Raw genomic sequence first — 6,260 nt, forward strand, 5'->3', positions numbered from 1 at the left:
ATCTGGGTCCTGCTCTCCGACGACCAAGCCCAGTTCATCGACCTCGGCCCGGACTACTACGCCTCCCGAACCAACTCCGAACGCAAGGTCCGCAACCACGTCCGTGAGCTCCAGGCCCTCGGCTACGCCGTGACCCTCAACCCTGCAGCCTGAGTCCTTCAACCGGTCCCCTCTTGATGCCCGGCCGCACGTCGGTGGCTGCCGCCTGCCCGTCCAACAGGAATTTTCGGATCAGGCGGCCTCAGGGACACCCGCCGAGAGGAGCGACGGCCGCAGGGGAGGCCGCGAGCGACGCACGCTCTGTTTTGCAGCTAACGGACAGGCCGACGCCGAGTGGGCGGTTTACGAATGCGGGTACGCCAGACGCGTCGGGATGGGTTCAACCCGTCCTAGGCTCAAGGGGTGGACAAGCAGCCGGACTCGCCAGCACCGGATCAGGCCCCCTGGATCGACCTGCCCGCCATCTGGCGGTCGGGGTGGCGAGCCTTCGGTTTGCAGGCTCCATTGTCCGGTGACGTCAATCAGGCGTTCGACGCCGCGCCACCGATCAGCTCTATCGGTGACCAGCTCGGCCTCATCAACATCAACGCTACCCGGGCCGGGGACGCTCGCCTTGAGCAGCGGATCACCGAGCAGGTCGCAAGTTACGGCCGCCAGCTCGGCTGGGTCGTCGATGCGCTCGATGTGCTGATCCGTACCGGTCGACCGGCCGTCCTCGACTCCGACGACGCCGCCGCCCTCGACCAGGTGACGGTTCTGCGAGCCGACGTGGAAGCAGCAAAGCAACAGCTCGCCCAGGAGAGAATAGACCGCCTTGTGGCCGACATCCGGATCCTGCGACAGGATCCGCAGCGCTACGCGACCGAACTGCAACACCTGCGCCGCGCCCTCGAGGGCGACTGACCACACCAACTTCCACCTCGGCGTCGAGCTACGGAGCGTGGGACTCTCGGAGGCTCCCTGGGCGGCGGCGCGCCTGTCCCATGGTGGGCCGCTCAGACGCGCGTCGTTCAGTATCAGCGCCGCGTCCTGCGACGGTCAGGGCACGCGGAAGATGTGCCCCGTACGGCCCTCGACACCCCCACGTCTGCCCCGAGCGTCGGTCGCGAACACGATGATGTAGCTGCGTGGTGCCAGCGGGTGCGGAAGATCGACCCGGTCTTCCTCCCCGTGACACAACGAGATGCCCAGGCCTCGTCGGAAGGCGTGGATGGCCGTCTCGGCTCTGCCGCAGCGTCTGAAGGTTGGCAGTCGCGACGGTCGCTGCTGACTGCCTCGAAATCGATACTCAGTGGCGATCGCGTTGTGAAAGTCATGGCCTGAGACGTTGTGGACCAATAGCCCGTTCGGGACTGCCGGCGTGACGGATTCGTATCGAACGATCAGCTTGGCGATCTGCTCACGGTCGCCTCGTTCACGATCGGCCTTAAGGACATGCACACACCAGCAGCAGCCCGCTCCCCGCGTCGCGCCAAGCAGCCTGGGGAGCCGGGAGGTCCGTGCGAGACGCGTGGAGGCATCAACACAGCGATGGGCAGCCGCTAGAACGAATTGTCTCGCCCCGGGTTCAGTGAAGGCTCGGAACTGACGCGGCGACGGTAGTCGCCGCGGTGTTGTGCCGGTAGAAGGTGTCCTCGTGCTCGGCCGGTGGGACCAGGCCGATTTCGCCGTGCAGGCGTCGGTGGTTGAACCAGTTCACGTACTCGGCGACGGCGATCTCCAGGTCGTCGATGCCCTTCCACGGGCCCTTGTTGCGGACGGGCTCGGCCTTGAACCGCGAGTTGAACGCCTCGGCCAGGGCGTCATAGCTGTCGCCGGTCGAGCCGACGGAGGCCACCGCGCCGGCCTCGGCCAGGCGCTGGGTGTAGCGCACCGCGACGGTCGAGCCGCGGCCGGTGTGAAAGATGACGCCCTGGATTTGCTCGGCCCCGCTGCGGGCGGCGACGGCCATCTTGATCGCCTCACACGCCAGCTCGGCGTCTGAATGCAACCCGGTCGCGGCACCGAGCAGCCGACGCGAGTACAAGTCGATCACCGTGGCCAAATAGAGCTTCGGACCGCGGCCGTCGGGCCCGGTGCGGATCTCGGTCATGTCACCCACCCAGCGGGCGTTGGGCCGGTCGGCGGTGAAGTCGCGTTTGAGCAGGTCGGGGAACTTCGGCGCGGTCTTGTCCTGGCGGGTCAGCCCGCCCCGCCGGCGGATCCGGCGGGCGATCAGGCCTTGGCGGCGCATGGAGTCGGCGACCGTCTTCTCCGACACGGTCCAGCCGGCCTCGCGCAGATCGCCGTGCAGCCGCGGCGAGCCGTGCAGCCCGCGCGCCGCGGCGAAGGCGTCGGCCACCGCGGTGTCGAGCTCACCACGGCGCTGCTCGGTCGGCGTGGGCGTGTGGTGCAGCCACTTGTAGAACCACGAGGTCGACACGCCCAGCAGGGCGCAGGTGATCGTGTGCGGCACCCGGTAGTTGGTCCTCTGGTCGGCAATGAAGCGGGCCACGCTCACTTCGTCGCCTCCTTCACCCACCCGACCACCGATCGCTTGAGCACATCGCGCTCCATCCGCAGCTCGGCGTTCTCCGCGCGCAGCCGCTTGAGCTCCTCGATGTCCCCGGTGGACAGGCCCTCGGTGCCCTCGCGGGCTTCCCGGGCCACCCAGTTGCCCAGCGTGCCCTCATTGACCCCCAGGTCACGAGCCACCTGAGCGATCGGCTTCCCGGTCTTCTCGACGAGGCGGACCGCGCCCTCGCGAAACGCCCGGTCGTACCTCTTGCGGATCTCCGGCATCGCTACCCCGCATAGCCGATGCCTCCACAGTCTCGGGGGAACCTCAGTGATCCTGTTCGCGCGATGCGGGCTCGACTGTCGCCGTCCAGACGAATCAGACTCGCTTGTGCAGCCCCTCTCCCCCTGATCGGGCGGGACGTTGTGGTGCTGGTCGGTGCTCAGGTCGACGTCTGTGACCAGAACTCGTCAAGGAGATACTGGTCAGACGGGAAGTACCTCTTGCGGATCTCTGGCATCGTTACCCCTTATAGCCGATGCCTCCGCGAGGCATCAAGAACACCAGCGGCATCCTCACCGCCTCCATGGGGCCAACGGTGCAGCCCTGACCAACCACGACCCGCTCGTGGACGCGGTGGGGACCCTCCGGGACAACAACGAGTCCCCGACGGCGGCGATTTTCTCGCCCAGGACCGGCCGGGCGCTGGCCAAGCTCAAAGACACCACCAACCAGCCGCTGAGCGTCCCCAGCTACCTGGACGGCGTCCCCCGGTACGAGACGAACCAGGTGCCCAACAACCTGACCCAGGGTTCCTCCAGCCTGGCCTCGGACGTGTTCGTGGGCGACTGGCGCCAGCTCTACGTCGGCGTCCGGACCCAGCTCCAAATCACCGTCCTCGGCGAGCGGTACGCCGACACCGGCCAGGTCGGGATCCTGGCCGGGTTCCGCGGAGACGTCGCCGTCGCCCGGCCGAAGGCGTTCCACGTCACGAGCGGGGTGCTCTGACCATGGCCGACATGACCTGCACCCACGGCCGCCTCCAGGGCTCCTGCGAGGACTGCGCCTACGACGCCGCCAAGGCAGCCGGCCACCCCCCCAGCGGCCCTCCTCCGGCGGAGGTCCGCAGGCTCACCGAGCCGCCCGCCCCGGAGCCGCCGACGAAGACCCGGCGCCGCTAGACCCTCGGACCCTCCGACCGCAGTGCTCGTCGCGGAGCTGCCGCTGCGGCCGAGAGACCGAGCACCACGGCGTCAAGGTCACCCGCGCCCGTTCGCATCTTCGGGCAGCGGGAGCTATGGCCGGTGAGGGAGACGTGAGCCTCCCGCTGACCCGGCCAGCGCCGAGGACTGCGCCCTGGGGTGGCCACTGCTGCCGGTGGCCTCCCGGGGGCGCTTCCGCGTCGGAGCAGAACGGCGAGGTGCCTCGACTCGTCAGAGCCAGCCGCCATGATCGTGTCTATGACGAACGTTGAGCGTATGACCAGCTGTACCGCGTGAGCGACGGTCAGATCCTCGCCCTCGTCGGTGGCGCTGGGGCGCTCGCCGGCGCCTTGGTCACCGGTGTGGTGTCGCTGGTCGCCGCAGCGCTGACACGCCGTCATGAGCGGCAGCGCTGGCTCCTTGACAAGCTGCTCGAGGCCTACGTCGACTTCAATGCCTCGGCCTTCGCCTGGCTTCGGGCGTACATGCAGGCGGGCCTGGTCACGGACCCGTTGAACGACGACTACATGAAGCTCGGCAACGCCACGCGGCGCGTCCAACTGCTGGCTCCGGCCCGCACCGCCGACAAGACCCTCGACGTGTTCGGCGTTGTCGCCGAGGTGATGCGGTTCTTCGAGGCTCCCGGCACCGCGACCGTCACTGACCACCAAGCCGAGCTCGACAACATCACCAGCGGCCTGGCGGCCCTGGGCCGCCTGCAGAAGGACGACCTGCGCGGCAAGGAGCGGCGGCGACTGCCCTAGCCCCGGGCGCAGGGCCGCCTCCCGCGGTAGAGCGCCAACGCGGGCGATCATGGACGGCGTGACGCCGACGCCGGTCCTGCTCTCCGCTGCCCATGCCGCGGCCTACGCCGGGGTGCGGCCGGCCACCCTGCGGGTCTGGCGGCACCGCTACGGGCTCACCCGGTGGGGGACGGTGGAGGGCAACCTCTACGACCTGGAGCAGCTGGCCACGGTCCTGGCCCGGCGGGCAGGCGACGTTGACCCCGGTGGACCGGCACCGGAGGTCCCGACTGATCGGGGCCAGGATCCGATCTCCGAACCCCAGTAGGCTCCCCGGCACAGACGCATCACGGGGAGTTCGCGTGGACGTGTTCATCAGCTGGTCGGGGGACCGCAGCAGGCGGGCGGCGGAAGTCCTCTACGACTGGCTCAAGCGGGTCATGCCCGGACAGATCAGCCCGTGGATGTCGGACAAGGACCTGGAGGCCGGGGGTCGCTGGGCTATTGACCTCGCGGAGCGGCTCGATGAGATGGACGCCGGCATCAGCGTCCTCACCCCGGAGAACCTGCACAAGCCCTGGCTGAACTACGAGGCCGGAGCCATCGGCAAAGCCGTGGGCCGGTCGCACGTCATGACCTTCCTCATGGGCCTGACGCCGACCCAGGTTCCACAACCGCTGGGACAGTTCCAGGCCACCACGCGCACGCAGTCCGACGTCCTCAAGATGGTCGCGAGCCTCAATCGGATCAACGGCAACGCCATCGACCAAGAGGTTCTCAGCGACCAGGTGGCCATGTGGTGGGAAAAGCTCGATGGCCCGCTCCAGCTGATCGAAAACGACACATCGCCGACCCAGCCACCCCCGCGGAGTGAGCACGAGATGCTCGAAGAGGTGCTCACCCTGCTACGAGAGCTTTCCCGACCTCCCGCCAGCAGCCCAGTCCGCACCTTCGATACCGGCACACCGTTTTCGGCCCCCGCGACCCTTACCACCGTCATTCTCGACACGGCACGGGCGACGGACTCCGTGCAAGCAGAGATGCACCGTGGCAGCGGTCAGGGTGAATGGGGATTCACCGGCAAGGGGACGGGCCGCGCAGGCCGGGAAAACTGAAAGCACCCCCGCTCCCCGAAACCGGGAGCGGGGGCGCAGGGACCCCAGAGGGTCAGGCGGCCTTGGCCGTGGCCTTCTTGGCGGCGGTCGCCTTGGGCGCCGGGAGCAGGGCCGCCAACGGGGCGGCGTGCTCCTCGCATAGCTCCGGGCGGACGGTCTGGCCGCCGCCGGAGAGGGTGAACTTCCGGACGTCCTTCTCACTGCCGCAGGTGTCGCAGACGGTGACGATGCGCTTGGCCACGGGGGACCTCCATCGGTTCACGGCCACCGGGCGGCAGCCAGACCGGGGACCGTAGGTCGGGCGACTCGCAAGAGACAGACCGTCCCTCCACCCGGGCATTGCGAAGCCACACTCGAAGCCACACTCGAAGCCACACAACCAGTGAGGCCGGACCTCCCACGAGGGGTGATCCGGCCTCTGACCTGCTATTTCGCTGTCGGGCTGACAGGATTTGAACCTGCGACCCCTTGACCCCCAGTCAAGTGCGCTACCAAGCTGCGCTACAGCCCGCGTGCCGCCCGCCTGCCGGGGGTTCCCGAGCCGCGCGACGACCGCCCCGGAAGATTACCGCACGCGCGAGCGCGCCCTGCCGCCCCCCGGTGCCCTCCGCCTCCGCCGCGACAAAACGCGGTGACAGCTGTCTGCGCCTCCCGCTACCGTCGCCGCGTCGCACGCCAGGGCCGAGCAACGGCCTCCCGGCGA

General features: G+C 68.7%; 9 protein-coding genes and 1 tRNA gene. 6 read left to right on the plus strand and 4 right to left on the minus strand.

What is annotated here, in order from left to right:
* The first annotated feature begins 402 nt into the window (after positions 1 to 402).
* The gene (locus VN520_RS21190) at positions 403 to 903 is read left to right on the plus strand and encodes a hypothetical protein (RefSeq protein ID WP_325748514.1); all 501 of its coding nucleotides are present in this window, start codon (positions 403 to 405) and stop codon (positions 901 to 903) included.
* Between the two features lie 664 nt (positions 904 to 1,567).
* Here the strand turns inward: VN520_RS21190 and VN520_RS21195 are convergent.
* Together VN520_RS21195 and VN520_RS21200 are read right to left on the minus strand one after the other, a co-directional pair.
* Entirely contained in the window at positions 1,568 to 2,500 is a 933-nt protein-coding gene (locus tag VN520_RS21195; protein ID WP_325748515.1) for an IS3 family transposase, read from the minus strand.
* The gene (locus VN520_RS21200; protein ID WP_325748516.1) at positions 2,497 to 2,781 is read right to left on the minus strand and encodes a transposase; all 285 of its coding nucleotides are present in this window, start codon (positions 2,779 to 2,781) and stop codon (positions 2,497 to 2,499) included. The genes VN520_RS21195 and VN520_RS21200 overlap by 4 nt, the downstream gene beginning before the upstream one ends.
* A gap of 172 nt (positions 2,782 to 2,953) precedes the next feature.
* On the opposite strand from VN520_RS21200, the gene VN520_RS21205 reads away from it, so the two are divergent.
* The 5 genes from VN520_RS21205 (at position 2,954) to VN520_RS21225 (ending at position 5,557) form a co-directional block, all read left to right on the plus strand.
* Complete coding sequence (locus VN520_RS21205; RefSeq protein ID WP_325748517.1) at positions 2,954 to 3,505, plus strand: phage major capsid protein; 552 nt, start codon at positions 2,954 to 2,956, stop codon at positions 3,503 to 3,505.
* 11 nt (positions 3,506 to 3,516) lie between these two features.
* Positions 3,517 to 3,678, plus strand: coding sequence for a hypothetical protein (locus VN520_RS21210; RefSeq protein WP_325748518.1), 162 nt, complete (start codon positions 3,517 to 3,519; stop codon positions 3,676 to 3,678).
* 314 nt (positions 3,679 to 3,992) lie between these two features.
* Positions 3,993 to 4,463, plus strand: a complete 471-nt coding sequence (locus tag VN520_RS21215; RefSeq protein WP_325748519.1) for a hypothetical protein — start codon at positions 3,993 to 3,995, stop codon at positions 4,461 to 4,463.
* A gap of 58 nt (positions 4,464 to 4,521) precedes the next feature.
* The gene (locus VN520_RS21220) at positions 4,522 to 4,770 is read left to right on the plus strand and encodes a hypothetical protein (protein ID WP_325748520.1); all 249 of its coding nucleotides are present in this window, start codon (positions 4,522 to 4,524) and stop codon (positions 4,768 to 4,770) included.
* A gap of 34 nt (positions 4,771 to 4,804) precedes the next feature.
* Positions 4,805 to 5,557, plus strand: coding sequence for a toll/interleukin-1 receptor domain-containing protein (locus VN520_RS21225; RefSeq protein WP_325748521.1), 753 nt, complete (start codon positions 4,805 to 4,807; stop codon positions 5,555 to 5,557).
* Between the two features lie 52 nt (positions 5,558 to 5,609).
* On the opposite strand, the gene VN520_RS21230 is transcribed toward VN520_RS21225, so the two are convergent.
* Both VN520_RS21230 and VN520_RS21235 read right to left on the minus strand, forming a co-directional pair.
* Entirely contained in the window at positions 5,610 to 5,798 is a 189-nt protein-coding gene (locus tag VN520_RS21230) for a hypothetical protein (protein WP_325748522.1), read from the minus strand.
* A 196-nt stretch (positions 5,799 to 5,994) separates the two neighbouring features.
* A tRNA-Pro gene (locus VN520_RS21235) sits at positions 5,995 to 6,068 on the minus strand.
* Positions 6,069 to 6,260: the final 192 nt, after the last annotated feature.

It is taken from the genome of Streptomyces sp. (assembly GCF_035563135.1).
Lineage (GTDB): Bacteria > Actinomycetota > Actinomycetes > Streptomycetales > Streptomycetaceae > Streptomyces.